General features: G+C 44.7%; 1 protein-coding gene. It reads right to left on the bottom strand.

The window, feature by feature from the left end; translation table 11 throughout:
* The coding region (locus tag KI350_RS22735; RefSeq protein WP_244845664.1) for a transposase at positions 1–763 on the bottom strand (763 nt) is incomplete at both ends.

The raw sequence follows: 763 nt of genomic DNA, 5'->3' as shown, positions 1-763 counted from the left end.
CAGACCGTTGACAAAATAGGTCGAATTTTTATAATCCGGCCTATTTTTGTCCAATTTATTCTGTTTTTTCGATGAGAGTTCTGGCGATGAGGACCTTTCCAAGTCCAATTCGCCAGCTTTTTGAGATTCATGGCAGCGAAAACAAGCATCGCCTGCATGGACAATTTTTTCTTACCCCGCAGGGTTGTCCAGCGCAGGCCATGCTTGTGTTTTAAATCCGCAAAAACCCGTTCGATCGTTTCTTTGCGTTTGGCGTAGATTCGCCTATTCTCATCCGTGTGGCGAAGATGGTCGGCTTCATCCAAATGATCCTGCCAGAGATGCCTGTGAATCATCTTTCGATGATTTCTGCTTTCCGTACATTGCTTCAGAAAAGAACAGTGTTCACATCGGTTTGGATCTGACGCATAAATCCGATAGCCTTCACGGTTGGTTGTGCGATATGTCAGAACGTGATCTTCAGGGCAAATATAAGCATCGTAATATTCATCGTATACATATTCATGTTTTCTCATGAACCCTTTTTTAGTTTGTGGTCGGGTGTAGGGCATGACGGGACGGACATTTTGATCACTTAGAAATTTTGCGATAAACGGCGTTTTATATCCGGCATCAACTGCGACCGTATGAGGCTTAGCGACGTGCTCTTTCACCTGTTGAAACAGGGTCGTGAACACTTGGCTGTCATGAATATTGGCAGGCTCAACAACCGTCCCCAGCACAAATCCATTCCGGTCACAAGCTGTATGAAAACCATAAGCAA

It is taken from the genome of Bacillus sp. J41TS8, from assembly GCF_018333035.1.
In the GTDB taxonomy this organism is placed as follows: domain Bacteria; phylum Bacillota; class Bacilli; order Bacillales; family Bacillaceae; genus Bacillus; species Bacillus paralicheniformis.
The sequence above is the reverse complement of the archived record's forward strand: the minus strand, read 5'-3'. Positions and strand labels throughout refer to the sequence as shown.